The sequence below is a fragment of the Hydrogenophilus thermoluteolus genome, assembly GCF_003574215.1.
In the GTDB taxonomy this organism is placed as follows: domain Bacteria; phylum Pseudomonadota; class Gammaproteobacteria; order Burkholderiales; family Rhodocyclaceae; genus Hydrogenophilus; species Hydrogenophilus thermoluteolus.
Genome location: NZ_AP018558.1, coordinates 1550818 through 1576868, shown reverse-complemented (window position 1 = coordinate 1576868; position 26051 = coordinate 1550818). Strand labels below are relative to the sequence as shown.

The 26051-nt window shown below is 60.8% G+C and carries 21 protein-coding genes; 17 read left to right on the top strand and 4 right to left on the bottom strand.

Features of this window, described 5'->3' with window-relative positions; translation table 11 throughout:
* Nucleotide 1 precedes the first annotated feature (1 nt).
* The 3 genes from HPTL_RS07620 to corA are packed head-to-tail and all read right to left on the bottom strand — an operon-like array spanning nucleotide 2 to nucleotide 5767.
* Nucleotides 2–841, bottom strand: a complete 840-nt coding sequence (locus HPTL_RS07620; RefSeq protein ID WP_119335452.1) for a glycosyltransferase — start codon at nucleotides 839–841, stop codon at nucleotides 2–4.
* Nucleotides 838–4755: a glycosyltransferase gene (locus HPTL_RS07615; RefSeq protein ID WP_119335451.1), complete on the bottom strand. Its 3918-nt coding sequence runs from the start codon at nucleotides 4753–4755 to the stop codon at nucleotides 838–840. The genes HPTL_RS07620 and HPTL_RS07615 overlap by 4 nt, the downstream gene beginning before the upstream one ends.
* 49 nt (nucleotides 4756–4804) lie before the next feature.
* Entirely contained in the window at nucleotides 4805–5767 is a 963-nt protein-coding gene (gene corA / locus HPTL_RS07610; protein ID WP_119335450.1) for a magnesium/cobalt transporter CorA, read from the bottom strand.
* Between the two features lie 71 nt (nucleotides 5768–5838).
* On the opposite strand from corA, the gene HPTL_RS07605 reads away from it, so the two are divergent.
* From HPTL_RS07605 to HPTL_RS07555, 11 genes are all read left to right on the top strand, one after another.
* A complete protein-coding gene (locus tag HPTL_RS07605; protein WP_119335449.1) occupies nucleotides 5839–7638 on the top strand; it encodes a sensor domain-containing diguanylate cyclase in 1800 nt (599 codons plus the stop codon).
* A gap of 32 nt (nucleotides 7639–7670) precedes the next feature.
* Nucleotides 7671–8837: an IS256 family transposase gene (locus HPTL_RS07600; RefSeq protein WP_119334379.1), complete on the top strand. Its 1167-nt coding sequence runs from the start codon at nucleotides 7671–7673 to the stop codon at nucleotides 8835–8837.
* 55 nt (nucleotides 8838–8892) lie between these two features.
* On the top strand, nucleotides 8893–9750 hold the full coding sequence (locus HPTL_RS07595; protein WP_170141308.1) for a putative bifunctional diguanylate cyclase/phosphodiesterase: 858 nt from the start codon (nucleotides 8893–8895) through the stop codon (nucleotides 9748–9750).
* Nucleotides 9751–9827: 77 nt separating this feature from the next.
* Entirely contained in the window at nucleotides 9828–10301 is a 474-nt protein-coding gene (locus HPTL_RS07590) for a 4Fe-4S dicluster domain-containing protein (protein ID WP_119335447.1), read from the top strand.
* Between the two features lie 13 nt (nucleotides 10302–10314).
* A complete protein-coding gene (locus HPTL_RS07585) occupies nucleotides 10315–12165 on the top strand; it encodes an aldehyde ferredoxin oxidoreductase family protein (protein ID WP_119335446.1) in 1851 nt (616 codons plus the stop codon).
* Nucleotides 12166–12240: 75 nt separating this feature from the next.
* Nucleotides 12241–13542, top strand: a complete 1302-nt coding sequence (locus tag HPTL_RS07580) for an NAD(P)/FAD-dependent oxidoreductase (protein ID WP_119335445.1) — start codon at nucleotides 12241–12243, stop codon at nucleotides 13540–13542.
* Between the two features lie 9 nt (nucleotides 13543–13551).
* The gene (locus tag HPTL_RS07575; protein WP_119335444.1) at nucleotides 13552–13809 is read left to right on the top strand and encodes a MoaD/ThiS family protein; all 258 of its coding nucleotides are present in this window, start codon (nucleotides 13552–13554) and stop codon (nucleotides 13807–13809) included.
* 56 nt (nucleotides 13810–13865) lie between these two features.
* Nucleotides 13866–14117 (top strand): hypothetical protein, encoded by a 252-nt coding sequence (locus HPTL_RS07570; protein ID WP_170141307.1) that lies wholly within the window; start codon nucleotides 13866–13868, stop codon nucleotides 14115–14117.
* 15 nt (nucleotides 14118–14132) lie between these two features.
* A complete protein-coding gene (locus HPTL_RS07565) occupies nucleotides 14133–14840 on the top strand; it encodes an ABC transporter permease (RefSeq protein ID WP_119335442.1) in 708 nt (235 codons plus the stop codon).
* A gap of 2 nt (nucleotides 14841–14842) precedes the next feature.
* Nucleotides 14843–15568 (top strand): ATP-binding cassette domain-containing protein, encoded by a 726-nt coding sequence (locus HPTL_RS07560; RefSeq protein WP_170141306.1) that lies wholly within the window; start codon nucleotides 14843–14845, stop codon nucleotides 15566–15568.
* 54 nt (nucleotides 15569–15622) lie between these two features.
* Nucleotides 15623–16459, top strand: coding sequence for a substrate-binding domain-containing protein (locus tag HPTL_RS07555; RefSeq protein ID WP_119335440.1), 837 nt, complete (start codon nucleotides 15623–15625; stop codon nucleotides 16457–16459).
* A gap of 43 nt (nucleotides 16460–16502) precedes the next feature.
* On the opposite strand, the gene moaC is transcribed toward HPTL_RS07555, so the two are convergent.
* Nucleotides 16503–16991 carry a cyclic pyranopterin monophosphate synthase MoaC gene (gene moaC / locus HPTL_RS07550; RefSeq protein WP_119335439.1) on the bottom strand — a complete coding sequence of 163 codons (489 nt, stop codon included), beginning with the start codon at nucleotides 16989–16991 and terminating at the stop codon, nucleotides 16503–16505.
* Between the two features lie 66 nt (nucleotides 16992–17057).
* Between moaC and HPTL_RS07545 the strand changes: the two genes are divergently transcribed.
* Genes HPTL_RS07545 through HPTL_RS07525 form a run of 6 tightly spaced genes read left to right on the top strand, consistent with a single transcriptional unit; the run spans nucleotide 17058 to nucleotide 26043 of the window.
* Entirely contained in the window at nucleotides 17058–18590 is a 1533-nt protein-coding gene (locus HPTL_RS07545) for a M48 family metalloprotease (RefSeq protein ID WP_119335438.1), read from the top strand.
* 12 nt (nucleotides 18591–18602) lie between these two features.
* Nucleotides 18603–18758 carry a hypothetical protein gene (locus HPTL_RS11280; protein WP_170141305.1) on the top strand — a complete coding sequence of 52 codons (156 nt, stop codon included), beginning with the start codon at nucleotides 18603–18605 and terminating at the stop codon, nucleotides 18756–18758.
* Nucleotides 18751–21480 carry an ATP-binding protein gene (locus HPTL_RS07540; protein ID WP_119335437.1) on the top strand — a complete coding sequence of 910 codons (2730 nt, stop codon included), beginning with the start codon at nucleotides 18751–18753 and terminating at the stop codon, nucleotides 21478–21480. The genes HPTL_RS11280 and HPTL_RS07540 overlap by 8 nt, the downstream gene beginning before the upstream one ends.
* The gene (locus tag HPTL_RS07535; RefSeq protein WP_119335436.1) at nucleotides 21452–21832 is read left to right on the top strand and encodes a response regulator transcription factor; all 381 of its coding nucleotides are present in this window, start codon (nucleotides 21452–21454) and stop codon (nucleotides 21830–21832) included. The genes HPTL_RS07540 and HPTL_RS07535 overlap by 29 nt, the downstream gene beginning before the upstream one ends.
* Nucleotides 21832–24030 (top strand): 3'-5' exonuclease, encoded by a 2199-nt coding sequence (locus HPTL_RS07530; RefSeq protein WP_197713635.1) that lies wholly within the window; start codon nucleotides 21832–21834, stop codon nucleotides 24028–24030. Before HPTL_RS07535 ends, HPTL_RS07530 begins: the two co-directional genes overlap by 1 nt.
* Before the next feature lie 12 nt (nucleotides 24031–24042).
* Nucleotides 24043–26043 (top strand): VC_2705 family sodium/solute symporter, encoded by a 2001-nt coding sequence (locus HPTL_RS07525; RefSeq protein WP_119335435.1) that lies wholly within the window; start codon nucleotides 24043–24045, stop codon nucleotides 26041–26043.
* Nucleotides 26044–26051 lie beyond the last annotated feature (8 nt).

Sequence of the window (26051 nt, the reverse complement as noted above, 5' to 3'; positions counted from 1 at the left end):
ACTAATCTATAAGACCTTTAAATTTTGCCAATTTTTCCCACTTTAAAATCTCATTAGAAATTAGCATGGCTGTTTGTTCTCTTCTGTTGAGAAGTGCGTCTATTCTTCTTTGCTTAAGAGTGTCTATGGTTGACAGTGTTATTCTCTTTTCATATTCGCTTCTGCTTACATATGGACTGGAAATGCCTACACCAAATCTATATTTGATTAGCGTTTCACCCCAGTATATAAGATTTTTTTTTAGGAATGATCTAAAGACTAAAACTTGGTCTGCATATAAATTCGGAAAAAGAAATGGGCTCTCTAGTACGAGTGATGGTGTATATGCTGCCGATGCACCGATTGCAAGACCTTGGGATGTAGGGGTAACGGCTAAATTTGATTCATTTATGGGTTTATGGTTTATTGGTGGCGTCCAAACCGTCTTTGTTATACTTTGATGGTCAATTATTTCGACTGGCGTATGAATATACGCGTATTGAGGTTTTCCTAGGCTGATCCAAAGCTCTGTAAGCGTAGATACTCTTGTTGGATAAGATATATCATCACCCGCCTGGAGAACAACAAGATCGGCTACTTTTTCAAGTTCTTTTAAAGAGATCAGTGTATTTTCAATTGGACCTAAGTTTTTTGGGTTTCTTTTGAGCACTACTTCATGTTTTGTTTTATTATTCTTGACGAATTCTTCTGCAAGGTAATATGAATTGTCGGTCGAGCAGTCGTCTGCAATATAAATAATTAAATTATCATAATCTTGTTCATATGCTGATTGGAGTGATTCTAATATATAATTTTCCTGGTTGTATACCGGTACGTAGAGGGCTACTTTTGGTTTTTTCATTTATCCTGTCCTTGAGTATTGCAAAAGATCTCATTCCATTCTTTTTTGGTTTTGTCTAAAGTATAGTTCATTCTTACCCATTCATTGATACCTTTGAACTCTGAGAAATCTTTGCTTAATGCTATATATAGAATTTTTTCGATCCATTGATTCGGTTTGTTAGGAAGCAGAGTGATTGGAGGATTGTTTTTTTGATATGGAGTAATATCTGTGGCAATAACCGGATACCCCAGTGCTCCATATTCAATAATTCTCAAATTGCTTTTTGCTACGTTGAATTCATTGTACTCAAGCGGTGCCAAAGCTAGATCGAGATCGAGCTCTGCCATTTTTTTCGGATAGTCGTTGAAGTCTACCCATCCGTGTTTCTCGGGAACGAGATGTTCAAATTCGGGAAGCCACATTCCCATGAAAACCCAATGGACTTCGTCTTTTGTGGCTTCGATCACTGGAATCAGCAGTTCTAAATCGCCGCGGTGCTGCATTGCTCCCACCCAGCCGACGCGCGGTTTGCGGTATGGGCGCAGCGGGTGGCGGCGTTTTTGTTCGAGTTCTTGGTAGAGCGGCTCCCACGTCTCCCATTCAATCGCGTTGGGAATGACATGGACCTCGGTGCCAGGGGCGATATCGGTCACCAGTTCGGCAAGAGGGTCGGTGCTAACGACGACCGCATCGGCAAGCGCAAACATTTTGCGTAGGCGCGCCCGTGCGTCTGGCGTGGTGCGGCGCGCAAGGTGGTACATACTGCTTTTTCGCGGAACAGCGTCTAAGCGATCGTCCATGCCGAAGATGAGACGCAGGTTGGGGTAGAGGCTTTTCCAGGCTTCAACGGTCTCTTCGACTGCTGGTCCGAGCCGTTGGTGGAGCAAAATCACATCCGGTTTGAGTTTGCCGAGTTCGCTTACGCTCGGCAAACGCGCTACCTCTTCGGGTACCGATTCGGCTTGTACCCATCCGGCGCGCACCAAGGCTTTCAGCGGCATGCGAACGCGGTACTGGCCGCTTCCCCCTCTGACGGGGAAGCCGAGCACTTTGATGCGGTTGGTGTGGTGGCGCTGCCAAGAGAGCGGGAAATTGAGGTCGAGCGTAGGGGTTGTGGCGGCGTAGTCGAAGTGCAAAGATGCGAACGGATCGACGACAAGCCGTTCGCCCCAGCGCGCAAAGAGCGCACGGTGGGTTTGCGTACGTGCTTCTTGGTGCTGAAGAAGCGCCAAGGGTTTGCGCAACATCCGCCCAACGACGGCGCTCTCGTGGTGGATGAGGCGGCTTAAGGGTTGGACACGGATTTCGAAGCCGGCTGCCTCGGCTTTGAGGCAATAGTCGATTTCAAAGTCGGTCAGCGCAAAGGTTTCTTGATCAAAGCCGCCGAGTTGATGAAAGAGGGTTTTACGGGTGGTAAATCCCACCGAGGAGAGGGCGCTCACCCGGTGGGGGAGTGCAAGCTGTTTGAGTGCGCCCGTGTCGTTGAGTCTCGTTCCGCGGTAGGCAGGGCGTGCCGGAGCCCAGAGGTCGCTACCGCCCAGCCAGTAGCCAGCGTTGTCGATCAGGCTGAATTCGGGCTGCACAAGGAGCGGCCCAACGGCCCCTACTTTGGGGTCGAGGGCTTCGCGCACCAGCCGCTCCAGCCAATGGGGTTCGCGAGCTTCGATGTCGCAGTGGAGAAAAACCAGGATCTCACCGTTTGCTGCCGCTGCGCCGACGTTGTAGAGGCGCGCCAGCGCGTAGGGGTTTTCGTCGCGCACGATTGTGACGTTCGGGTGGTGCGCGCCGATTTCGGCAAAGAGCGCGGCGATGTCGGGGTCTGTGGTGGCGTGATCGACCAGGATCAGTTCCCAATCGGGGTATTGGGTGTGTTCGATGAGTGAGGTCACCGCCGCTTCGGCCAGGTGGTAGACGTCGGCAACCGGCATGATCACGCTCACTTTGGGCAAGAGGCTCACTTGCCGTTCGATCCGCCAGGTGTCGGGTAGAAGCCCGGGCAGAATCGTGACCGGTTGCTGGGTACGGGCAAAATGGTCTTCGAGCGCTAAGCGGCGCGCGAGCGCCTCTGGCGATTCGGCGCTGGGTTCGGAATCGACGGGGGCAGGTCGTTGGTTCGTCGCTTCCGGAATGGAGAGGAGCGGCTCGGCGATGTGGTGGATACGCGCTTCAGGTCTTTCACTGAGGCGTAACAAGGCGTCGTACCGTTCGGCGTTCGGGTAGGGTTGCAAGCCCCCCAGCGCGATGAGGGTTTCGGTGCGAAACCATACGGCGGGGCCGATGTAATCAAAGCCGTAGAGGAGTGTCCGATCGAAGTCGGGTTTGAACCAGGGGCTGCAGCGGGTCTCTCCTTGAAGATGGTCGTGGTCGCTATAGACCGCGGCAACTTGGGGGTGGTCGACCATCGCTTCGGCAACAAGGAGCAGCGCTTCGGGTGCGAGTTGAAAACCGGGGGGGAGCACGGCAACCGCATCCCCGCCATATTCGGGCAGTAGCGCATTGACCGCCTGTGCAACGATTTCTGGCGCGTCTAGGGTATCGAGTTGCAGCCAGCCCAGGAAATCGGCTTGTTCGAAAATAGGATCGGGAACCGGCTGGTCTGAGACGACGATCCAGCGCCAGTGGGGGTAGAGTTGGGTTTGCAGCGAATCGGTGGTCTGCGCAAGCAGCGGCAGGTCCGATTGGCGGGCAAAGGTGATGAGGGTGACGACCGGGCGATGCGCCCAACTCATCATCCGTTCCGCGAAAACTTCTGCGTCCGCTTCTTGCAGAGAACGGCGTTTGCGCCACGCCTCAAAACGGTCTTCCGGGTTGTAGATCGCTTCCGGTGTAGGGAGGGTGACGGGGGTGATGGTGAGGTCGTAGGGCGGAGGGAGTTGTTTTTCGGGGGGCAAGACCGTGTTGAGGATCGCGGCGTATTCACCCGCGTGGGCTTCCAGTGTACGGTGTTCGCGGACGTACGCGTAGGCAGCCTCACCAAGTTCCCTTCGCGCTGCTGGGTTTTCGATGAGGTCGATGAGCGTGGCGAACCACTGCTCCGGGTCGTTGGGGATGACTTTGGCCAAGCCGAGGGCTTTGGCTTGGGCAAACGGGGCGACGTCGGAGCAGAGGGTAGGGATACTGAGCGCGCTGTATTCGACCCACTTGAGGTCCGACTTGCAGCGATTGAACGGGGTGTCGTCGAGCGGCGCGAGCGCGATGTCGAGGTCGAATTTGGCGAGTGTGGGGAGGTAGTTCCAATAGTCGACCGGGGTTTTGATCAGGCGGACTTGCTCGCACGCTTCGAGGTCTTGGGTCCAGGCGCCCATCAGAACGATCTCTACGCGCTCTCGGTACAGGCTGGCGATGCGCAGGAGCGCGCTTTCGATCTTTTTCAGGTCCGGTGTGTGGCTGGGAGTACCGGCAAAACCGATGCGGATGGGGGCATCGCTCTGTTTCGCTGGCCGGGCACGGCGAGCTTCCGCGATGAACTGAGCGGGCAGGTGATTGGTGAAGAGGTGGCACGGTCGATGCGGCGCCCCCAGGGTTTCGGCAAGGGGTTGGGTGGTGGTGATGACAGGGAGTTCAGGAAAATTTTTGAGGAACTTGTCGATTGCGCCGATGATGCTTGACGCATAGTAATTGAATTCGGGGTGGTTGGGCGGCAGCGCGGAGAGGTTGTCGTCGATTTCAAAGAGGCAGGGGTAGTTAGGGACGAGCTTTTCGGTGACGAATTCGTAATGATGGACGTTGACGAAGTCGCGGTGAATGAGGTAGAGGTCACAGCCCTCCTCGAATTGACTGGGGGAGGGGATGAGGCGAAAGCGGACGTGGTGCGCCAGCGCTTTGAGCGGATTGAGGATACGCAGGTTGAGGAGGAAGTGGGAAAGCGGATGCTGCGAGCAGACGCCAACGGTGATTTTTTGCCCAAAGTTTTGGGTTTCGATAATGGGCATTCGGGACCTCCTCCTGCGTTTTTCTTCATTATAACGAGCCGCAACCGCGTTACAACCACCCTTTGCGCTTGAAGTAAAGGTAGGGTGCGATTCCCGAAATCACCATCATCAGGAGCGCCAGAGGATAGCCTAGCTCCCAATGCAGTTCTGGCATGTGATCGAAGTTCATGCCGTAGATGCTGGCAACGAGCGTGGGCGGCAGGAAAACCACCGCGGCGATCGAGAAGATTTTGATGATCTGGTTTTGCTGGATGTTGATGAACCCCTGCGCGGAGTCCATGAGAAAGTTGACTTTTTCGAAGACGAAGGTGGTGTGGCTCATCAGGGTTTCGATGTCGCGCATCGTTTCGCGGCAGTTTTCTTGCAGTTCTGGGTTGCTGTTTTTGAGTTGCCGCAGGAGGTAACCCAGCGCCCGCTGGGTATCCATTAGACAGAGCCGGATCCGTCCGTTGCTGTTTTCGATTTTGGCCAGGCGGTCGATCGCTTCTTCGAGGTCGGCATTCTCTTCTTCGAGCACCATCACGCTGACGTCCTCGAGCCGCCGGTGGAGGTCTTCGATGGTGTCGGCCAGGTTCTCGACTTTTTGTTCGAGAATGGTCACAAGCAGCGTCATCGGGTCGCTGGCCGGGATTTGTCCGTGCCGGGCGCGCATGCGCAGCAGACGAAAGTCAGCAAGCTCTTCTTCGCGAAAGGTGATCAACCGCTGCGGTTGCAAAATGAATGCGACCGTTGAGGTGATGTGCCGTCCTTCTTCCTGGGCAAGGAACAGCGAGTGGATGTGCAGCCCTTGTTGGTCTTCGAAGAAACGGGCCGAGGCTTCGATCTCTTCAACATCGTCTACGTCGGGCAGTTCGGCGTTGATGATGCGCTCGATCTGACTGCGCTCTTCAGGGCTGGGGTCGATCGCGTCGATCCAAAGGGCGACGTTGAGCGAATCGGGGCGCTCAGAGGCATTTTCCGGGAGGCGGAGTTCGCTGAGACAGCCGTTCTTGCTGGTGAATGCGCGGAGCATGTGGTGTGACCCTGACCCATTTTGCGGCTATTATAGTGTATGACCTTGACGAAACCGTGACGAAGGGTGCGATGATACAGCGACCCGTCCATTTTTCCCGCTATTTGTCGCTGCGGCTCTTTGTCGTTGCGCTATTGACCGCGCTGCTGGCGGGGGTTGGGCTACTGGTATTGGTGGTCGCGCCGCTTCTGGTGGAACGGGCGAATGCGCTTTTTGCTGCCCGGACCGCTGCGGTGGAACAACAGATGCACGCGTCGTTCGCGCCTGTGACGACGCTGTTACGGGTGACGCCCCCGGCGCATTTTGGGCCAAAGCCGTATGACGGGCTCGACCGTTTCATCGCCCGCGCCCGGACGGTCATCGAAACCGTTCCGATCGTGACCTCCGTGGTTGCGGGGAACGAGGCGGGGGTGGGGTGGCTCTATCTGGCGGTACCGGAGTTGCTTCCTCTGGTTCGGTTGACCGACCGGACGGAGTGGGGGGATCGGCACCGTTTTCTGTTCCTCGACGAGCAAGGGAAAACGGTCCGAGAGGAAATGCGTTACCTGCCTTATGATCCCCGGGATCGCGCGTGGTATCGGTTGGCACGTGAACATCCCGGACAGGTAGCGTGGTCGGAACCGTACCGTTTTTTCACGACCCAGGAGACTGGCGTAACGGCGTCGATCGGGTGGTGGGATGACCGCAGCGGTTTTGTTGCTATGGGGTTCGACGTCCGGTTGGTCGAGTGGCAGCAGGTAGCGAGAGATGCCGCCGCACAGCTGGCAGGGCGGGTTGTGGTGAGCGACGGTGCGGGGCGGGTGATCGCTGATTCGCAAGGGATTCCCATGGCATCTGAAGCCGGTGAGAATGACGTGTTGCCGCAATTGCCACTGGCACAATCCCCATGGTCTGAGCTGTTGCGCCATTTTGGGAAGGCCACGCTCTTTTTCGACAACGGTACGTGGTGGGTGGGCACGGTTCATGATTTGAGGGTGCCCGGGTTGGCGTGGCAGGTGTGGTTGATTACGCCGCTTGCGCATGTGATTCCCGATTGGTACCTCTGGGTTGGCGGTTGGCTTTTGGTGGTGGTGTTCAGTTTTCTGTTGGCGCGGGTGTTGAGCATGCGTTGGGCCAAGCGGCTGGCAAAACCGCTTCAAACCTTGGCCGCGGCGGCAGAGGCGATCGGCAAACAGCAGTTCGATACTGCGGTCCCGCGCCAGCAAGCCATTTGGGAACTTTATCTTTTGGCGAAAGCGCTCGACGGATTGCGGCGGCGGCTTCGGGTGGCGGTTGGGCGCTTGAAAAAGCAACGCGAGGTTCTGCACCAGCAAATAGCCGCGCTCAACGCGTTGGAGGAGCGGCTCTCGTACGTAGGGCTACATGATCCTGTCACGGATCTTCCCAACCGTCGCCTTTTCGTGGAATCGCTCAAGCAAGCAGTACTGCGCGCGGCACGACAGCGGACACGGCTTGCGGTGCTTTTCATCGATTTCGACCATTTCAAGACGTTGAACGACACCCATGGGCATGAGGCCGGCGACTGCTTCTTGATCGAGATGGCGGCGCGTTTGAAAACGTCGCTGCGACGCAGTGACCTCGCTGCGCGCTTGGGGGGCGATGAGTTTGCGGTGCTGCTCGACGGTGTAGGGGAAGAGGAAGCGATCAGAGTGGCGCAAACACTGCTTAGCCACCTCTCTGAACCGGTGGCGTTGGGAGCTGTCTCGTGGCACGCCAGTGCCAGTATCGGGGTGGCGTGCTTTCCGGAGCACGGCAGCGACCCGCAAGCGTTGCTGCGCGCTGCCGACTTGGCGATGTACTGGGTTGTGTACCATCCTTTCTGTAAATTCCGTTTAGCGCCTCTGGCAGGAAGTGCGCGGCGCTCGGTCTGACGCCATGACTTCGAGAAAGGAGTATGCCCATCATGGCGATGCGTGTCGAAACCAATCCTTTGGAAATGGCTTATGCTGTGTTGCTCGAACACGGACTGGAGGGTGCCGGCGAGGCTCTGCGCATCCTCGTCAATGAAGCCGCCAAGATCGAACGATCCCAGTTCCTTGGAGCGGCGCCCTATGAACGTAGTGAGCGACGGCGTGACTACGCCAACGGGTACAAACCCAAGACGGTACTCACCCGCCTTGGTGAGCTGACCTTTCAGGTGCCCCAGGTGCGTTGCGGCGACTTCTACCCTTCTGCCCTCGAAAAAGGCACCCGCACCGATCAGGCGGTGCATCTGGCCCTGGCCGAGATGTACGTCCAGGGGGTCTCCACCCGCCGGGTGATCGAGGTACTGCAGCGCCTGCTGGGGCCGGAGATTTCGCTCTCCACCGCCCAGGTGAGCCGTGCCGCCGCCAGGCTCGACGAGGGGCTTGCGGCCTGGCGCGAGCGTCCTCTGGGCGAAGTGCCCTATCTCTTTCTGGATGCCCGTTACGAGAAAGTGCGGCTGGAAGGGCGAATCGTCGATTGTGCCGTCTTGATCGCCGTCGGCGTCGATGCGACGGGCAAACGGCGGGTGCTCGGTTGCACGGTGGCCACGTCGGAAGCCGAGATCAATTGGCGACGTTTCCTGGAATCCCTCCTGGCCAGAGGGTTGCACGGGATCAAGCTCATCATCGCGGATGATCATGCGGGCCTCAAAGCTGCCCGCAAAGCGGTGTTCCCTTCTGTTCCCTGGCAGCGTTGCCAGTTCCATCTGCAGCAAAACGCCGGCCAGTTCGTCACCCGACAGGAGGCGAAAAAGCACGTCGCCGCGACACTGCGCGCGATCTTCAATGCTCCGGACAAGGCAGAAGCCGAGCGGCTTTTGAAAGCCGCCCTGGACACCTGGCGCAAGGAGCATCCGAAACTGGCCGAGTGGGCCGAAACCGCGATTCCTGAATCCCTGACGGTGTTCGACTTCCCCGCTGCGCACCGTATCCGTTTGCGTACCACCAACGGGCTGGAACGCATCAACCGGGAACTGCGACGACGCACCCGGGTGGCCAGCATCTTCCCCAACATGGATTCCTGCCTGCGCCTGGTCTCGGCGCTGCTGGCCGAACTCGACGACGAGTGGATGACCGGCAAGGTCTATCTCAACCTCAACCCGTAACCCCGGCGTCATGACCAACACCACGGAAATTTACAGAAAAAAGGTTGCACAACCGATGTACTGGGCCAAAGAAACCGGGCGTGGGCGGGTGGTGTGCTATGCACCCGAAAAAGACGAGGCGTTTCATGCGCAAGAGTGGATCCGAAGCGCACTCAATGGTGCGGAGGCGCGTGGGGAGCTGTCGCTGTGGTGGCAGCCACAGATCGCGTTGGCGACTGGAGCGGTGGCGGGCGCGGAGGTGCTGCTGCGTTGGCACCATCCTGAAAAGGGGTTGGTTTCCCCCGCGCAATTCATTCCTGTGGCAGAAGCTACTGGGTTGATGGTCCCGATCGGGCATTGGGTGCTGGAACAAGCGTTGCGGGAGTGGTGCTCGTTGGCAGCAGAAGGGGTTGCACCGCCGCGCGTTGCGGTAAATGTCTCGGTGACGCAGTTGGTGCGAGACGATTTCACAGCGATTGTCAAGGAGGCGTTGGGGCGGTTCGATGTCCCGCCGTCTGCGTTGGAGCTCGAACTGACCGAGTCGATGATGGCCGATATGCCCGTAGCGCGCACGCGATTGGCCGAGTTGGAAGCGATCGGGGTGCGGTTGGCGATCGACGATTTCGGAACGGGCTATTCGTCGTTGGCCTATCTGAGCGCGTTGCCGTTCGACCTGTTGAAGATCGACGCGATGTTCGTTCAGGCGATCGGTTCGTCGTCGGCAGCCGATGCGCTGGTCGAAAGCTTCGTGCGGATCGCGAAAGCGCTTCAGATGGATACCGTTGCCGAAGGGGTGGAGCGCGCGGAGCAGGCCGACTTTTTGCGGTGCAACGGAGTCGCTTTAGCACAGGGCTATCTCTTTGCCCGTCCGATGCCGTTTTCGGCTTTTCGTGATTGGATGTTGCGGCGCACAAGCTCTGCTAATCGCTCTTGAATTTTTTCTTATCACGTCGTAAGCTTTGTGCCACGCGATAGCCATTTGACGCGTTCACACCAAAGAAGGAGACTTGCATGTGGAAGGTTCTGGCGATTGACCCGGTGAAATGCACCGGTTGTCTGCAGTGCGAGATGGCTTGTTCGATCGAAAACTACGGCGTGATCGCAACGAGCAAATCCCGCATCAAGGTGTTCAATTTCGAGCATGAAGGCAGAAAAGTTCCCTATACCTGTACCCAGTGTGCCGAAGCGTGGTGTCTGCACGCGTGTCCGGTCGATGCGATTCGTCTGGACCAACGCACGGGGGCGAAGGTGGTCGACGAAGGGACCTGCGTCGGATGTAAAGTGTGTACGATCGCGTGTCCGTTTGGCACGATCAATTACGTGCAGGAGACCGGCAAGGTGCAGAAGTGCGACCTCTGCGGCGGAGACCCGGCGTGCGCTGCGGCGTGTCCTACCGGCGCGATCACCTTTGTGGAGGCCGACTGGGCGGGGTTGAACAAAATGCAACAATGGGCAGCGAAAACCGCCGCTGCGGTGTTGGCGTAAGGAGGAGGGTACGATGGGTTACGCAAACCGCATTTTGCGCGTCAATCTGACGACGGGGGCCTGCCAAGCCGAACCGCTCAACGAAAAGTGGGCGCAGTTGTACCTGGGGTCGCGGGGGTTGGCAAGCCGGTATCTGGTTGCAGAGGTCGATCCGAAGGTGGATCCGCTCTCGCCCGAAAACAAATTGATCTTTGCTACCGGGCCCCTCACGGGGACGATTGCCTCGACCGGTGGGCGCTACACGGTGGTGACGAAAGGGCCACTCACCGGTGCGATCGCGTGTTCCAACTCCGGGGGATTTTTCGGCGCTGAGCTGAAATTTGCCGGTTGGGACATGATCATTTTCGAAGGGCGTGCCGAAAAACCGGTCTATCTCTACGTGGAAGACGACCAGGCCGAACTGCGAGACGCCTCCGAACTGTGGGGCAAAAGCGTCTGGGAGACCGAGGAGTGGATCAAGGCGAAGCACCAAGATCCGCTGATTCGCGTCTCGTCGATTGGCCGTGCGGGGGAGAATCAGATACTCTTTTCGTGCATCGTCAATGACTTGCACCGCGCAGCCGGGCGTTCCGGCGTTGGGGCGGTGATGGGTTCGAAGCACCTCAAAGCGGTGGCGGTGCGGGGGACCAAAGGGGTCAAGGTCAAAGATCTCAAACGGTTCTTGGCGGCAACGAACGCCGCAAAGCAAGTGCTGGCGACCAACCCGGTGACCAGCCAAGGGTTGCCGAAATATGGCACCCAGGTGTTGATGAACGTGATCAACGAAGTGGGGGCGTTGCCTACGCGCAACATGCGCGAAGTACAGTTCGAAGGGGCCGATGCGATCTCAGGCGAAGCGATGCACCGCCCGCGGCCCAGCGACGGTAAACCGCAATTGGTGACCAACGCAGCTTGTTTCGGGTGCACGATTGCGTGTGGTCGGATTTCGAAGATCGACAAAAACCACTTCACGGTGAAAAACAGCCCGAAATATTGGGGGGCGTCCGGAGGTTTGGAATACGAAGCAGCCTGGGCATTGGGGGCCGATACCGGGGTCGACGACCTCGAAGCGTTGCAGTATGCGAACCTCTTGTGCAACGAACAAGGGATGGACCCGATCTCGTTCGGTTCGACCGTAGCCGCGGTGATGGAGCTCTATGAGCGCGGGGTACTCACTGCGGAACAGATCGGCTTTCCGGCGCCGTTCGGTTCGGCGGAAGCGCTTGCGAAACTGGCTGAACTGACTGCGAAGGGCGAAGGGTTCGGTCGCGACGTCGGGTTAGGTTCGAAGCGGCTCTGTGAGAAGTATGGCCATCCGGAACTCTCGATGACGGTCAAAGGGCAGGAGTTTCCGGCGTACGACCCGCGGGGAATCCAAGGGATGGGGCTCGCGTACGCGACCAGCAACCGCGGCGCGTGCCATCTGCGCGGCTATACCGTGGCGTCGGAAATCCTGGGTATACCGGAGAAGACGGACCCACTCACCACGGAAGGAAAACCGGAGTTGGTAAAGGCGTTCCAGGATGCCACCGGTGCGTTCGATTCCGCTGGGATCTGCGTGTTTACCAGTTTCGCCTGGACGGTTGCCGACATCGCGCCGCAGCTCGACGCGGCGATTCCGGGAGAATGGACACCAGAACGGCTGCTTGAAGTGGGCGAGCGGGTCTGGAACCTGGAGCGGTGGTTCAACACGCGAGCTGGCTTTTCCGCAAAGGACGACACGCTGCCGAAACGGCTGCTCGAAGAGCCAGCAGCGACGGGTCCCGCGAAAGGGATGGTAAACCGCTTGGGCGAAATGCTCCCGAAATACTACGAAGTGCGCGGCTGGACCGCAGACGGTGTGCCGAAGCCGGAAACGTTGGCCCGTTTGGGTGTCGACGTGTGAACGGGGTCTTAGCGTAAACACCGATGGGGCTGTTGCGGGCATGCGACAGCCCTTTTTGCTGGGAGGAGTTGTGTGATGCGTCATCTGATTTTGGGTAATGGCCCGGCAGGGGTTGTCGCTGCGGAGACGCTACGCCGGTATGCGCCGGAAGATGAGATCATGCTCTATGGTTGTGAGGGGGAGCCGCCCTATTCGCGGATGGCGATCCCGTACCTTCTGGAAGGGAACATCGACGAGCGTGGAACGTATCTGCGCAAACAAGAGGGGTATTTCGCGGCGCAGCGCATTACGCTGCGTGAGGGACGGGCGGTGGCGGTGGACACGGCCGCGCGTACGGTGCTTTTCGCGGACGGACATCGCGAGCATTTCGACCGCTTGTTGGTGGCTACGGGTTCTTCGCCGATTCTGCCGCCGATTCCCGGGATCGATCTGCCCGGGGTGACTCCGTGCTGGACTTTGGCCCATGCGCGCGCGATTGCCGAGCGTTTGCAGCCGGGGGCACGGGTGGTGCAGATGGGCGCTGGTTTTATCGGTTCGATCCTGTTGGAAGCATTCGTCAAAGCGGGTGCAAAGCTCACGATCGTCGAACTCGGTGATCGGATGGTGCCGCGGATGATGACGCCCGTGGCGGGAAACCTGATTCGCCGCTGGGTCGAGGAAAAAGGGGTGCAGGTGTTTACCGAAACGCGCATCGACGCCATTGCGCTGGGTGCGGGGCAGGGTAACGACACCGCTGCGGGACCGGACGGCGCACCGCTATTGGTGCAGCTGTCGAACGGCGAACGGTTGCCAGCTGACATGGTGATCGTGGCGGCTGGGGTCAAGCCGAACGTGGCGTTCCTGGAAGGAACACCGGTGCATGTCGCAAGCGGCGTGCTCGTCAATGAGCGCATGGAAAGCGCAGGGGCTGGGATCTTTGCCGCCGGCGACTGCGCCGAGGCACCCGACCTGTTCACGGGTCAGCACTTGGTTGCTGCGATTCAACCCAACGCGGTGGATCAGGCACGGGTCGCTGCGGTCAATATGGCCGGAGGGCACGCTACCCTCAAAGGGGTGTTGGCGATCAACGTACTCGAAACCTTGGGGCTGGTGTCGACCTCGTTTGGTCAGTGGCAGGGGGTACCAGAGAACCAGGAGGGGAGCGGCGTCGAATGGGTGGACGAAGCGGCGTATCGCTACCTCAGCTTGCAGTTTCAAAAGGACCGGCTGATCGGGGCGACTGCGATCGGTCTTACCGAGCATGTAGGGGTCTTGCGCGGTCTGATCCAAGGGAAGGTAGCGCTTGGGCCGTGGCACGAGCGGTTGTTGGCGAACCCATTGGCGTTCGTCGAAGCCTATCTGGCGCGGGCACAATATTCGGCGTTGTTGGCTGCATAAGGAGGCAGTGTGACCCAGGTGACGTTGAAGCTCTTCGCCTCACTCTCCGATTATTTGCCGGCGGCAGAGCGAGTCGGCAACCGTGTCGTCGTCGAGGTGGCCCCGGATGCGACGGTGGCGCAGTTGCTCGACCGCTTTGCAGTGCCTGCCGAACAGGCCAAATTGGTATTGCGAAACGGCGTCTATCTGGCTCCGGAAGAGCGGGCCACGACGCGGCTGGCCGATGGCGACGAGATCGCGGTCTGGCCGCCGGTGGCGGGCGGGTAGGGCGCGGCATGCCCGAGCAGCATGGGACCGTCTGGGTTCCGCTTCAGGAACGAGAGGTGACCGCAAGCGAGGCTGAGTGGTTGCGCGCGCTTCGCACTGCGGCACCCAATATCGAGGTCGATAGGATGGCCCAAGTTGCCTGGGTCGGGTCGCTTCGCTGGCAGTGGCAGGTGGTGTCCCCGTTGCAGCTGGGCGCGTTGTCGCTCCCCCGACTTCGGGTCACCGTGCTTGCCGCGCAAGATGCCATCGCGGCAGCGCAGCGGTTGCTGGCGACGCTGGATGCGCGCATGCGGCGCGGCGGAGGCTGAGGGGCCAGACATCGCATGAATCACGCGTTCGAGGCGTTGTCGCAAGCGTTCGCATTGGTCGCGCGCTGGGATGAGACGCTGGCAGAGATCGTCTGGCTTTCGCTCGAAGTAAGCGGCTCGGCCCTCTTTTTTGGCGCGCTGCTCGGGTTGCCGCTCGGCGCGGTACTCGGGGCGACCCAATTTCGCGGGCGTGGGTTGGTGGTTGCGTTGCTGCAAAGCCTTTTGGGGGTGCCCTCTGTCGTTGTCGGCGTGGTGGTCTTTTTGTTGCTTTCCCGCGCTGGCCCGCTGGGGTTCTTGGGATGGCTTTATGATCCAGCGGGTATGGTGGTGGCGCAAACCCTGTTGGTCGCGCCGCTCGTTGCGGCGATTACCCGCCAGGTGGTAGAGGGGGCGTGCGAGCGGTTGGCGGAAGAGCTCACGATGATGCGGTTGGGGTTTGCCGAGCGGCTCTTCGCGCTGATCTACGACTGCCGCTTTTCGTTGCTCTTGGCCCTCTTTTCCGGTTTTGCCCGCGCGGCGAGCGAAGTGGGGGCGGTGATGATCGTCGGCGGCAATATCGAGGGAATGACGCGGGTGATGACCACCGCGATTGCGTTGGAGACGGCGAAGGGGGATTTGACGTTGGCGTTGGCGTTGGGCATCGTGCTGGTAGGGATCGTCGCGACGATTCACCTGGTAACCAGTGGTCTGGAGGCGCTGGCACGGCGGCGCGCCGAGGGGTGAGGGTGGCGGTACTCCCAGTCGATGTACAGGGGGTCTCCTGGCCCAGCGAGGCGCAACCCGTGTTGCGCAACCTCACCTGGCGCATTGCCGGTGACGGGATCACCGCGATCCTGGGGGAAAATGGTGCCGGCAAGAGTTCGTTGTTACGGTTGGTGGCTGGACTCATTCGTCCGGCGGTTGGTACGGTGACGTGGCGGGGCGCGACAACACCGCCGGCGGCGATCCGATGGGTGGCGCAGCAGCCGCAATTCTTGCGCGCGTCGGTGGCAACGAACCTCTGGTTCGCGGCACTGCCGTTGCCGGGGCGCTGGTCGGCAAAGCGGAAACGCATCTCGGCGGTGCTCGAACGGGTGGGATTGGCCGAACGCGCCAACGAGCCCGCGCTGCGGTTGTCGGGTGGCGAGCGGCAGCGGTTGGCGCTGGCACGGGCGTGGTTGGCACAACCCGAGTTGCTCTTGCTGGACGAACCGACGGCGAATCTCGACCCGGGGGCAACAGCGGCGGTTGAGCGACTGATCCAAGAGATGCGCAGCAGCGGGATTCGCATCGTGATGACCACCCACCATCTGGCGCAGGCGGCGCGGTTGAGCGACGAGGTGGTGTTTTTGGCCGACGGAGAGATCGCGGAACAGACGCCGACCCGGCAGTTTTTCGCCGCGCCGAAGAGCGTGGCGGCACGCCGCTTCATTCGCAGCGAAACGCCGTGGTGGTTTCGGTTGCCGGAATGAGGTGTCTTGGTGGTGATTTTGGTTTTATCTGGTCTATGGGAAAGGTGATGAGTTATGGAGGAGATCATGGTTACTTGGAGCAGACGCCGGTGGTTGGCCGCAGCTTTGACCATGGGGATGGTGTCGCGAAGCTGGGGCCAGGAAGCGCAGGTCGATGCCGTTCGGCTCGCGACGACCACTTCGGTCGATCATTCGGGGTTGTTGGCGTGGCTGGCACCGCAGTTGCGTCGCGAGGCACAGGTGGTTTTGCAGGTGTTGGCTTTGGGTACCGGGAAGGCGCTTGCGGTGTTGGGGCGAGGGGACGCCGACTTCGGCATCACGCACGACCCCGAAGCAGAAGCCGCATTTTTGGCGCAGCACCCTGGTTGGCTCCGAAAGCCTTGGCTGATTGGACGGTTCCTGTTGGTTGGTCCCAAAGCCGATCCGGCGGACGTGGAAGGGCGCCCGGTGACCGACGCGTTCGTTCGCATTGCGGAAACCGACGCAGCGCTTTTCGTCTCCCGTGGGGATCAGAGCGGAACCCATGCGCGCGAACGCACGTTGTGGGCGGCAGCTCAGATCGACCCACGCGCACGGTTGGGGACGCGTTACCGCTCCGTGGGACAGGGCATGGGGCCGACGCTCGTGATCGCGAACGAAATGGCCGCCTATACGCTTGTCGACGAGGGGACGTGGTTGGCGCTGCAGGCGCGGCTACCCAATCTCAAAGTGGTGATCGCATCCGACCCTTTGCTCGACAACCCGTACGCGATTTTGGTTCGGGAAACCGCGTGGGCGCATGGCACGCAAGACCCTATTGGGCGCGCCGCGCACTGGCTTTGGAACGCGCGCACGGCGATCGCAAACGGGTTCGTGTTGCACGGGGTGCATCCATTGCGGCCAGCGCCTTGACGCGCGGTCTGCAGCGGGCTTTGCCCTCGCGGGTGCGTAGGCGTTAGGGGTGCGCAGTGGGTTCGCGTCGCCACGAACCCGATTTTCCGCCGCGCTTCTCTTCGAGTTGCACCGCTTCGATCGTCATGCCGCGGTCGATCGCTTTTACCATGTCGTAGATGGTGAGGAGCGCAACGCTCGCGGCGGTGAGCGCTTCCATTTCGACGCCGGTACGTCCGACGGTCTCTGCCCGTGCTGTACAGTGAATCGTGTTGGGGGGTTCCGGGGTGAAGTCGATCGCGACATGGGTGAGCGGCAACGGATGGCAAAGGGGGATCAGCTCTCCGGTTCGCTTCGCCGCCATGATGCCCGCAACGCGCGCCACCCCCAACACGTCCCCTTTTTTGGCGTCGCCTGCCAGGATGCGGTCGAAAGTGGCGGGTGCCATGCGAATACGGCCGCTCGCGATCGCGACGCGATGGCTTTCCCGTTTCGCGGCCACATTGACCATGTGCGCTTCACCCTGCGCGTTGAAGTGGGTGAGATCGTTCATTGCCGTGCCTCGTCCTTGCGCTGAAAAGCGTATCATAGTGAAAAAGCAGGATTTGAGGTAGGCGCGATGGCGCACATGCGGTATGGCGAACCGGAGCGGGGCGTTGCGGCGCACAGCCACCCGTCGCATCATCGATCGATGCGCCGCCGCTTCGTGGGGTTTCTGGGACTGGCGGTGTCGGGGGTAGCCGGAGCGTTTCAATTGCCCGACTTGAGTGGTTCGAGCGCTACGGTCTTTTCGGCGCAGGAAGAGGCGGCGGTGGGGCGTGCGGCGATGCGCGAAATCCGCGAACGCGATCCCAGCTATTGGGACGACCCAGCGTTGGCCGAATATCTAACTGGTTTGACGCAACAGCTGGCCGCTGGACTCACGGGGCGACTCGATCTGCCGGTTTTCACCGCGTTTCTGCTCAAAGATTGGACCATCAATGCGTTTGCGCTCCCGGGGGGGTATTTGGGCTTTCATGCCGGGTTGATCGCGGCAACCGAAAGCGAAGCGGAACTGGCCGCGGTAGCGGCGCACGAAGTGGCCCACGTGGCGCAGCACCACATCGCGCAGATGCTGGAACAGCAGAAAGGGGCGTCGCTTTGGGTGTTGGGTTCGCTCATCATCGCGGCGCTCGCGGCGCGTTCCGGTACCGGACAGTTGCCAGAGGCGGCCGCAGCAGCGGGCTCGGCTGCAGCGGCGCAGCAGCAATTGGCCTTTTCGCGCGCGTTCGAACGCGATGCCGACCGAGTGGGGTTGGATCTCTTGGCCCGCGCCGGTTTTGCGCCCGAAGGGGCGGTGCGTTTCTTTGGGCGGTTGCTCAACGCCACCCGCTTAGGTGAAACCGGTTTTCCCCCCTATCTGCGCACCCATCCCTTGACGATCGAACGCATCGCCGACCTCGACAACCGTATTCAGAGCGGCGAATTTCGCGCCCGTTTCGGTTCGGCGGGCAAAGAGGCGCTCGATCCGTGGGGGTTCGCGTTCGTTCGCGGCACCGTGTTGGCCGAACGGGGAACGGCGGGAGAGGCGCTCGCTCAGGCGCGTGCGGCGGCGCAAGATCCGGTCGGGCAGGTGTGGCGCGTGCGCGCGGCACTGCGGGCCGGGGAGCGGGCTGCGGCTAAGGAGTGGCTCGTTCGCTTTGTCCAACAGTGGCCCGAGGGGCGGTGGCGTGCGCTCTGGGAGGCGGAAGCCTGGCGTGCTTTGGGCAATTTGGCGGAGGCGCTCGCCGTTTTGCGGCGGGCGCTGTCGGCGCAGCCCGAATCGCTGGCGCTGCGTGCTGCCGCGGTGCGTACTGCGATCGCAGCGGGAGAGCGGGAATGGGCGTGGCAGCAGGCGCGTGAAGGAGTCGAGCGCTATCCGAAGCGCGATTTGGCGTGGCGCTTACTGGGTGAAGTGGCTGCGGCGCGTGGGGATCAGGCGTGGCAGCATCGGGCGCAAGGGGAGCGGTTCGCGCTCGACGAGCGATGGCAGGCGGCGCTCGATCAATTCGAAAAGGCGCGGTTGGCGCGACGGGAAGACGACATCTGGGTGGCTGAGGTGCAGGCGCGGGCGAACCGCATGCGCGAGGCGATCCGCGCCGAACAGAGAGAGCGGGGGCGTAGCGTGCGCTGAGGGGTGCGTGCGATGGGGCGAGCAGTGGCACTGGCGTTGGGGTTGTTATGGGCGGTGAGTTACCCGTTGCTGGCGATTCCCGAAAGCGGTAGTGCGCAACTCGTCTGGGTGTTCACCGCTTGGTTGGTTGCGATCGTGTTCGCGGCGGGGACAGGGCGCGATGGCTGAAGCGACGCGCGGTTTGGGGCTGGTGGCACCGGGCGTTGCGGCAGCGGCGGCGTTTGGCTATCTCCTGTTGCTGTTTGCCGTGGCCTTTTGGGCCGACCGCCGCGCGGCGCAGCACCGTTCCGTGATCGATCGCTCCTGGGTCTATTCGCTTTCGATCGGCGTCTATTGCACCGCTTGGACCTTCTTTGGCAGCGTCGGCGTTGCGGCGGAGCGGGGGCTGTGGTTCTTGCCGATCTACTTCGGACCGACCCTCGTGATGCTGGCTGCTCCTCTGGTGCTCGTTCCGATGTTGCGCGTTGCCAAATCGTTGCGGCTCACGTCACTGTCGGATCTTTTGAGCACCCGTTTCGGCCATAGCGCCCGTTTGGGGCGGTGGGTGGCGCTGGCGCTCGTCGTGGTCTCGATTCCCTACGTCGCGTTGCAGTTGAAGGCGATCGCGCTGGCGTTTGAGATCGTTTCGGGCGGGGCGGGCGGTGAGGCGGCGCGGACGTTCTGGTTGGTGGTGGTGTTGGCGCTTTTTGCCGCCCTTTTCGGGACACGGCGATTGGACGTCACCGAGCGGCACGAAGGGTTGGTGGCCGCGGTGGCGTTCGAGTCGGCGGTGAAACTCGGTGCGTTTCTGCTGCTTGGGGTGGTGATCGGTGCCGTTCTGCTGGGCGACGCAGAGGGTGCGCTGCGCGCTGCGTGGTGGGACGCGTGGCAAGCGGTCCCGAAAATCGACGCGGTTGCCGCGATGGGGTATGGCGACTGGCTGGCGTTGATCGTTTTGGCGGGTGTGGCGTTTGTCTTGTTGCCGCGGCAGTTTCAGGTGTTGGTGGTCGAAAACGTCCGTGCCGAACATTTGACCCGTGCGTCATGGCAGTTTCCGCTCTACCTCTGGGCGCTCAACCTCTTCGTGGTTCCGGTCGCGCTTCTCGGTAAGGTGTTGTTACCCGAGGGGGTGATTTCCGACAGTTTCGTGTTGACCGTTCCGCTGGCGCTGCATGAGCACTGGTTGGCGGTGGTGGTTTTCCTGGGGGGGATTTCGGCCGCGACCAGTATGGTGATCGTGGAAAGCGTCGCGCTCGCTACGATGATTTCGAACGATTGGGTGGCGCCTTGGTGGCTTCGTCGCGGGAAAACGCTTGCAGCCGGGCATCTCTTGTGGGTGCGGCGCGCGGTGATCGTAGCCGTGATCGCAGCCGGTTACCTCTTTTTTCTCTTGGCCGGGGAGTCGCACGCGCTGATCGCGATCGGTTTGGTCAGTTTCCTGGGTGTGGCTCAGCTCGCCCCGGCGGTCGTCGCGGCGTTTCTCTGGCCAGGCGCGTCTGCGGTTGGGGTCGCGGCCGGGTTGTTCGTCGGGTTGGTGGTGTGGGGCTACACGGCGCTTTTGCCGCTCCTCATTCGCAGCGGTTGGTTTCCGGAGGCGTGGCTGGTTGTTGGGCCAGCCGGGATCGCATGGTTGCGCCCGGAAGCGCTGTTCGGGGTCGAGGGGATGGCGCCAGTCACAGCGAGCTTGGTCTGGAGTGTGTTGGCGAACGGAGTCGTGCTGATCGCCGTTTCCGTGCTCTGCCCTCCCGATGGCGCAACGCGGGCAATCGCGCGCCGTTTCGTCGCCGATCAGTTGTTCCGGGCATCGCGGAAAGGAGCGGCGACGATTGCCGATGCCTCTGTGGCTCCGGTGCGCAGCCATTGGCGGGCGAAGACGCAAAGCAGCGCCGTGCTGGAGGTGCTGGCGCGTTTCGTCTCTGCGGAGCGATTGGAGGAAGCGTTGCGCGCGTTTCGTGCCGAACGTGGGTTGGCAGCGGACGCCCCGCTCGTGGTCGACGAGGCGTTCGTGGCATTTGCCGAACGGCTGCTCTCCGGGGCGATCGGTGGGGTAGCGGCGCGGTTGGTGCTGGAAGGTGTGCTGGGGGAACGTGCGCCGGCGTGGGACGAGGTGATGGCGCTGGTCGACGAGGCGCGTGCGGTGCGCGAGGCGAACGAGCGGTTGCGCGAGCTCGATCGGATGAAGGACGAGTTCATCGCATCGGTGAGCCACGAACTACGCACACCGCTCGCCGCGGTGCGCGCCTATGCCGAGCTGTTGGCGGCGGACCCGGATATCGACCGAGAGACGCGGCGGAAGTTTTACCAAACGATGGTTCGTGAAAGTGAGCGGCTCACGCGGTTGGTCAATCAAGTGCTCGATCTGGCGAAGCTCGATTCCGGGCATGCCGAATGGCGTCATGAGGCGGTCGATCTGCGCAGGGTGGTGCAAGAGGTGGCGGAGACGATACGTCCGGTGGTGCGCGAGCGCGGGGGTGAATTGCGTGTCGTGGTGCCGCAAGAGGAGGCAATCTGTTTCGGTGACCACGACCGATTGGTTCAGCTTTTGCTGAATCTCGTGGGGAACGCCGTACAATTCATGAAAGTACCCCGAGGGCGAGTAGCGGTGACGTTGCAACCCGACGCGCAGGGCTGGCGACTTATCGTCGAAGACAACGGGCCCGGTGTGCCGCCTGAAGAACGGCAAGCGATCTTCGAACGGTTCCACCGTGCTGCGCAGAGCCGGGCGCACACCACCGGTACGGGTCTGGGATTGGCGATTGCCAAACGGATCGCCGAGCATATGGGCGGCGCGATCGCGGTCGACGAGAGCCCCTTGGGCGGCGCGCGGTTCGTGGTGACCCTGCCAAGGGGAACGGTTTCAGTAGAGAATCGGGAGAGGGAAAATGAGCCACAAGATCTTGGTGGTGGATGACGAGGAGGCGATTTCACTTGCATTGGAATTTCTGCTCAAGCGGGCTGGGTATGAGGTAGCCGTTGCTCGCGATGGTGTCGAGGCACTCGAGCGAATCGCCAAATGGCGACCTGATTTGGTGCTGCTCGATATCATGATGCCCGGAAAAGACGGTTTCGAGGTCTGTCAGACCGTCCGCGGGATGAGCGAGCTCACGCCGCAACCCAAGATCTTCATGCTCACCGCGAAAGGGCGCGAGGTCGAGCGCACGAAAGGGCTTGCGGTGGGGGCAGACGACTATGTGGTCAAACCTTTTTCCACCGAAGAGCTGCTGAAACGCGTTGCACAGCACCTGGGATCGGAGGCTGCGTGATGACAATGGGCGCACGTGCACGATTCTGGCTGACCTACGCCGTGGTTGCGGCGTTGGTGACGATCCCTTTTTCCGTGACGCTCTTTTTCGTCTGGCTGGATATGGACGAAGTCCAGCGCAACCTCTTGCGGATGATCGCACCGCATTGGCTGCCGATCGGAACCGCGGTCACCGTTTTGAGTCTGGTGCTCGCCGGGGTGGCGCTCCACCGCCTCTATCGCGTCTATGTCCAGGGGTTGGCGGCGATGGCCGAACAGCTCGACGTGATGCGCACGGCTCCGAGCGGTTTTCGTATCCCGAGTTTTGGTCCGCCAGAGGTGCGCCGGGTTGCCGAAGCGGCAAACCGTTTGGCCGAAGCGAAAGAGGCCGCAGCGACCGAGGTGCAAGCACGCATCGACGAAGCGAAGCGCAGTGCGGTCGCGGAACGCAATCGTCTGGCGGCGTTGATGGCGCAGCTCGACGAAGCGGTGGTCGTCTGCAACCCCGACGGGCGCGTGTTGCTCTATAACGAAGCGGCGCGGCAGCTCGTCGCAGCGTTCGTCGGCGAACAAACCGCCGTTGCCGCAACGAGTGCATTGGGTTTGGGGCGGACGGTGTTCACGTGGATCGATCCTGCGGTATTGGGGCACGCGCTCGACACCGTAAACGCGCGCCTGCAAGCGGGCGACACGGCGCCGCGCGCTCGATTCGTGATCGTCGCTCCTACGGGGCGGGTGGCACGGGTCCGTGTGGCGCCGGTTACCGCAAGCGGTGAGACGACGATGAGCGGGTTCGTGTTGGTGATCGATGACGTGACCGAGATGCTCGAACGGGAAGCTCAGCGCAGTCAGGTGCTTTTCGAGATGACCGAAGGGAACCGAGCGTCGTTGGCAAACGTGCAGATGGCTGTCGAAATGCTCGGGCAGCCCGATTTGAGTCCCGAGTTGGGTGCGCGCTTTCGCGACGTGATCGCGCGGGAGCTCACCGTGATGCGCACGCGACTCGATCGCGCGGTGAACGAGGTGCGTGAGACACTGGCGACCCGTTGGCCAAGGGAACCGATTGCGGTGAGTGAGCTGGTGGCGCTTGCGGAGCGGTTCGTTTCCGAGCGCCTCTCAGTTACGGTCCGGCTGGAATGTGACGCAGTGGCCGATCATTGGGTTGCAGCCGATGCTTTTTCTTGGCTGCGGATGGTCGCGGCACTGGTCGAGCGGCTGCGCGACGATTACGACGCCGACCCGATCCGTTTTCGGGTTCGGCCAGATGGCAAAGGGTGGATTCATTGGGACCTGGTCTGGCACGGTGGGGCGTTGAGTTCCGAGATCGTTTCCAGCTGGGAGCTGGAGCCGGTCGTCGTACGCGGCGAACGGTATCCGTTTACGGTCCGTGAGGTGTTGGAACGGCACGGTGCGGCGATGTGGTTCGATCGCGTCAAGGCGCGGCACGAAGCGTTTCTCCGCTTGGCGATCGCCGAAGAGGCCGTTGCGCCCAAACCACACGGATCGGTGGGGGAACAGCAAACGTCTGTGACGCCAGCGGGGCAGGAAAGAGAAACCGAACGGCCGCTCTTTTTCGATTTCGACCTGTTTGCGTGGGGCGCGCATGTCGGAGACCTTGACAACCGCCGCCTTTCCGAGCTCGCGTATACGGTTTTCGATACCGAAACCACGGGACTTCGGCCCTCTGAGGGGGACGAGATCATCCAGATCGGTGCGGTGCGGATCGTCAATGGGCGGGTGTTGCGTGAAGAGGCGTTCGAGCAACTGATCGACCCGCAGCGACCGCTTGCGAAAGAGTCGATCGCGATTCATGGGATCCAACCCGAAATGCTGGTCGGGCAGCCGACTGCCGAGGTGGTGCTTCCGCTTTTTCACCGCTATGCAGAAGGGACCGTGTTGGTCGCGCACAATGCGGCGTTCGACATGCGCTTCCTGGAACTGAAAGAGGCAAAACTGGGGATTCGTTTCGATCAACCCGTGCTCGACACGCTGCTGCTTGCCTATTTCCTCTTCCCTAACCAAGATTCGAACCGCTTGGAGGCGTTGGCGGAACGGTTTGGGATTCGGATCCTCGGGCGCCATACCGCGTTGGGGGATGCGATCGTCACCGCCGAGGCGTTTGTGAAGATGATCCCATTGCTCGAGGAGCGGGGGGTGCGGACCCTCAAAGCCGCGCGAGAAGCGGCGCAGCAGACCTACCTCGCGAAATTGCGTTACTGACGGTGGGTTGTGATGCTGTTGCCACGCACCGCCCGGTTTTTCGTGAGTTTGGCGATTGGTATCGCCCTCTTTCTCTGTGCCGCGTGGCTGGCGGAAAAGTGGGGTGTGGCGCCGCGCGTGATCGGGTTGTGCTTTCTGGTGGCGACGATCGCGCTTTATGCCGGGATTGGTGTGGCGATGCGCACCCAGGACGTGGTCGAGTACTACGTCGCTGGGCGCCGCATCCCCGGCATCGCCAACGGGATGGCTACCGCAGCTGACTGGATGAGTGCAGCGTCGTTCATCGGGCTGGCGGGGGCGATCTACCACCAGGGGTTCGAAGGGTTGGCCTACCTCACCGGCTGGACCGGTGGGTTCGTGCTGGTGGCGCTCTTTTTCGGACCTTATTTACGCAAATTCGGGCAATTCACCGTCCCCGAGCTCGTCGGTGAACGCTACGGACCCACTGCGGAGTGGCTGGCTGTTTGCGCGGTGGTGTTGGCTTCGTTTGTCTATCTGGTCGCGCAAATCTACGCGGTCGGTCTGGTCGCGAGCCGTTTTGCGAGCGTGCCGTTCGAAATCGGGCTTTTCGTCGGCTTGGCCGGTATCTTGGTCTGTTCGTTTCTGGGCGGAATGCGGGGTGTGACGTGGACGCAAGTCTCCCAGTACTTGATCCTGATCGTCGCGTACGTTGCGCCGCTCGTGGTGCTTTCGCAGCAGCGGTTCGACCTCCCCATTCCCCATTTCGCGATGCCGCAATTGGCGCAGGCCGAACGGGCGATCGAAGAGCGGGTGACGTTCGATCCCGCGGAGATCGCGGTGCGGGCGCAATTCCAGGCAGAGGCCGACCATTACCGCCAGTTGTTGGCTGCTTGGCCGCAGTCGGTCGAGCCGGAGCGATTGCGTTTGTGGGAGCGGTGGCAGATTGCGCGCGAAGCAGGAGAGCGCCCCGAATCTTTGCGTGCGATGGAGGACGAGTTGCGCGCGCTCACGAAAGGCGCAGACAGTGCGCGTGCGTTTTGGATCGCGCGCTTAGCGGACGCGGAGCGGGCGGCGCTGCCGCTTCGCCCCTTTTTCGCCGCGTGGAGCGGCCAAAGCGAAGCGGAAAAAGACGAGAAGCGGCGCAATTTCTTGGCGCTGATGTTCGTTTTGATGGTGGGAACGGCTGCGTTGCCGCACATCTTGATGCGCTACTACACCACGAGCACGGTCGAAGAGGCGCGCACCTCAACGGCATGGACGCTCTTTTTCGTGGCGATCCTCTACCTGTGTGCGCCACTCTACGCGCTCTTTGCCCGTGTGGAATTGGGGCAGTGGTTCGGGACGTCGATCGAAGCGGCGAGCCATTGGTTGGCGAATTGGACCAATCTGGGGTTGGCAACCTTCACCGACCGCAATGGCGACGGTTTGATCCAAAGTGCCGAATTGCGGTTGAGTCCCGATGCGGTGGTGTTGGCGCTGCCCGAATTGAGCGCGTTGCCCTATACCATCGCGGGGTTGGTCGCGGCAGGCGCGCTGGCCTCCGCGCTCTCGACCGCCGATGGGTTACTGCTCACCATTTCCAACGCGTTGGGGCACGATATCTATTACAAGCGTTTGATGAAAGCGCAGTCGAGCACCCATCGCCGCTTATTGGTGAATAAAACCTTGCTGTTGCTCACGGCCGTTTTCGCGGCATGGGTTGCGGCACTCAGGCTCGATACCATTCTGCTGTTGGTGGGTCTGTCGTTTTCTCTGGCTGCAGCAACCCTTTTTCCCACGGTTTTGCTCGGAATCTTTTGGCGGCGGGCAACCCGTGTCGGGGCCGTGGTGGCGATGGTTGGCGGCTTTGCGGTGAGCGTCCTCTATTACGTCCTCAACCATCCGGTCTTTGGCTTTGCCGGCGACACCCGAATTTGGGGAATCGACCCGGTGGCTTGTGGTGTGTTCGGGGTGTTGTTCGGGTTTGGCGCTCATGCGGTGGTGGGCGCTTTCGGTTGGGGCGCGCGCGCAAGCGACGCTGCGTTCGTCGCGAGGATGCAGCAACCGGAGTGATAAAATTG

What these genes read in the sequence shown, in the direction of transcription:
- HPTL_RS07620 (WP_119335452.1), bottom strand. Translation starts at nt 841, where the DNA reads ATGAAAAAACCAAAAGTAGCCCTCTACGTACCGGTATACAACCAGGAA.
- HPTL_RS07615 (WP_119335451.1), bottom strand. Translation starts at nt 4,755, where the DNA reads ATGCCCATTATCGAAACCCAAAACTTTGGGCAAAAAATCACCGTTGGC.
- corA (WP_119335450.1), bottom strand. Translation starts at nt 5,767, where the DNA reads ATGCTCCGCGCATTCACCAGCAAGAACGGCTGTCTCAGCGAACTCCGC.
- HPTL_RS07605 (WP_119335449.1), top strand. Translation starts at nt 5,839, where the DNA reads ATGATACAGCGACCCGTCCATTTTTCCCGCTATTTGTCGCTGCGGCTC.
- HPTL_RS07600 (WP_119334379.1), top strand. Translation starts at nt 7,671, where the DNA reads ATGGCGATGCGTGTCGAAACCAATCCTTTGGAAATGGCTTATGCTGTG.
- HPTL_RS07595 (WP_170141308.1), top strand. Translation starts at nt 8,893, where the DNA reads ATGTACTGGGCCAAAGAAACCGGGCGTGGGCGGGTGGTGTGCTATGCA.
- HPTL_RS07590 (WP_119335447.1), top strand. Translation starts at nt 9,828, where the DNA reads ATGTGGAAGGTTCTGGCGATTGACCCGGTGAAATGCACCGGTTGTCTG.
- HPTL_RS07585 (WP_119335446.1), top strand. Translation starts at nt 10,315, where the DNA reads ATGGGTTACGCAAACCGCATTTTGCGCGTCAATCTGACGACGGGGGCC.
- HPTL_RS07580 (WP_119335445.1), top strand. Translation starts at nt 12,241, where the DNA reads ATGCGTCATCTGATTTTGGGTAATGGCCCGGCAGGGGTTGTCGCTGCG.
- HPTL_RS07565 (WP_119335442.1), top strand. Translation starts at nt 14,133, where the DNA reads ATGAATCACGCGTTCGAGGCGTTGTCGCAAGCGTTCGCATTGGTCGCG.
- HPTL_RS07555 (WP_119335440.1), top strand. Translation starts at nt 15,623, where the DNA reads ATGGAGGAGATCATGGTTACTTGGAGCAGACGCCGGTGGTTGGCCGCA.
- moaC (WP_119335439.1), bottom strand. Translation starts at nt 16,991, where the DNA reads ATGAACGATCTCACCCACTTCAACGCGCAGGGTGAAGCGCACATGGTC.
- HPTL_RS07545 (WP_119335438.1), top strand. Translation starts at nt 17,058, where the DNA reads ATGGCGCACATGCGGTATGGCGAACCGGAGCGGGGCGTTGCGGCGCAC.
- HPTL_RS11280 (WP_170141305.1), top strand. Translation starts at nt 18,603, where the DNA reads ATGGGGCGAGCAGTGGCACTGGCGTTGGGGTTGTTATGGGCGGTGAGT.
- HPTL_RS07540 (WP_119335437.1), top strand. Translation starts at nt 18,751, where the DNA reads ATGGCTGAAGCGACGCGCGGTTTGGGGCTGGTGGCACCGGGCGTTGCG.
- HPTL_RS07535 (WP_119335436.1), top strand. Translation starts at nt 21,452, where the DNA reads ATGAGCCACAAGATCTTGGTGGTGGATGACGAGGAGGCGATTTCACTT.
- HPTL_RS07530 (WP_197713635.1), top strand. Translation starts at nt 21,832, where the DNA reads ATGACAATGGGCGCACGTGCACGATTCTGGCTGACCTACGCCGTGGTT.
- HPTL_RS07525 (WP_119335435.1), top strand. Translation starts at nt 24,043, where the DNA reads ATGCTGTTGCCACGCACCGCCCGGTTTTTCGTGAGTTTGGCGATTGGT.